We start from the raw sequence: 1,826 nt of genomic DNA, 5'->3' as shown, positions 1-1,826 counted from the left end.
GCTTCAAGATATTCGGGAAAATGCCCAGGGCACCATTGCCAAAATCATAATTGGCCTTCTGATTGTTTCACTTTCTATCTGGGGAATGGACGCGATTGTCGGTGGTTTTTCCGGCGAGCCTGAAGTGGCCACGGTCAATGGGGAAGACATCACCGAGAGGGAATTCCTCCGGGTTGTACAGATCGAGAGTCAACGTCGCCTGTCAGAGATGGAGAATCCAGATCCGTCGTTGCTGGATGAAGATCAGGTGCGTCAGGATGTTCTCGATGCCCTGATCCAGCAAAAAGTGATGACCCTGAACGCCGAAGATCAGGGGCTGGAGCTCTCCGATGCCGATATTGATTCCCTGATCACCCAGATGCCCCAGTTCCAGGTAGACGGTACCTTTAACCGTGACCGGTTTGTGTCCGCGGTCAGGAATATGGGAATGGGCGTCGCCGAATTTCGCGAAACCATGCGCAAGCAGTATGTGGTTAACCAGATCCGTGCCGGTATCTCTCAAAGCGGTGTTGTGACGGATGAAAACGTCGCCCAGTTGCTGCGCATCCAGAACCAGACCCGTAATTTCCGTGTGACAACACTCTCTGCAGACGCTGTGAGCGATCAAGTGGAGGTGACCGACGCTGATGTGGAAGCGTACTACGATGAGAATAAGGAAGCCTTCAAGCTGCCTGAGAGCGTGGATGCCAGTTACATTGTTCTATCACTGGCCGCACTTGCCGAAACCATCGAGATCAGTGACGAACAACTCCGTGACTATTACGAGCAGCGTGCCTCCGAGCTGATGAGGGAAGAGCGCCGCGCCTCACACATCCTGATTGAGGATGGAGAAAACGCTGAAGAGACCATGGCGACGATTCAGGAGCGTCTGGCAGGTGGTGAGTCGTTTGCAGCCCTCGCTGAAGAGTTCTCCGTGGACACGGTTTCCGCAGAGCAGGGCGGCGACCTGGGCTTCGCGGAGCGCGGTGTCTATGACCCGGCCTTTGAAGACGCTCTGTTTGCGCTTGAGGAAGGGGAAGTCTCCGAGCCGGTTTCCACCAGCTTCGGCGTTCATCTCATCAAGCTTGAGGACGTGCAGAAAACCGAAGCACCTCCATTGGCGGAACTGGAAGACCAACTCCGCCGTGAGCTTGCCCAACGTGAGGCCACCGAGCGTTTTGCCGAAGTTCGCTCAGAGCTTGCTGACCTGGCCTATGCGGCTGATAATCTGGCCGGTCCGGCAGAGGAGCTGGGTCTTGAAGTGCGAGAAAAGAGTGGTATCACCCGAAATGGCGGCGACGCGCCGTTCGATCACGCGGGCCTGATCCGCCAGCTGTTTTCCGAGGATGTGTTGAACGAAGGGTTTAACACTGAGCTGATTGATGTCGGCGACAACATGTCCGTCGTGGCGCGTGTGGGTGAGTACCAAGAGGCGCAACAGCAGCCGCTTGAGGACGTGGCCGAGGAAATTCGTGCGGCACTGACCCGCCAGAAGACTCGCGAAGCGCTCAACGAGCGTGCTGACGCAATCATCGCTGACCTTGAATCCGGCAAGGACATTGAAGAGCTGGGGCTTGGCGAGTGGCAATCCTATGAGGAGCAGCCCAGAAGCAACCCGGCGCTCGGTGGTGCCGTTATGTCCCAGGTGTTTTCACTTCAGCGCCCTGGCGATGGTGGCAATGTCTACGGTTCGGTGGTGTCCGATGGCAGCGCGTCCATCGTGGCTCTCGATGCGGTCAACGAGGGTGAGGTTAACCGTGATGGTGGTGAATTCCGCCAGCTTCGCGGCTTCCTGGCGTCGCTTGAGGGGCAGCGTGAGTACCAGGCGTATCAGCAGTTCCTGAGAG

General features: G+C 57.0%; 1 protein-coding gene. It reads left to right on the top strand.

What is annotated here, in order from left to right:
- The coding region (locus MDG893_RS20355; RefSeq protein ID WP_007155740.1) for a SurA N-terminal domain-containing protein at positions 1-1,826 on the top strand (1,826 nt) is incomplete at both ends.

It is taken from the genome of Marinobacter algicola DG893 (genome assembly GCF_000170835.1).
In the GTDB taxonomy this organism is placed as follows: Bacteria; Pseudomonadota; Gammaproteobacteria; order Pseudomonadales; family Oleiphilaceae; genus Marinobacter; species Marinobacter algicola.
Note: the sequence above shows the minus strand (reverse complement) of the source record. Positions and strands in the feature narration are given on the sequence as shown.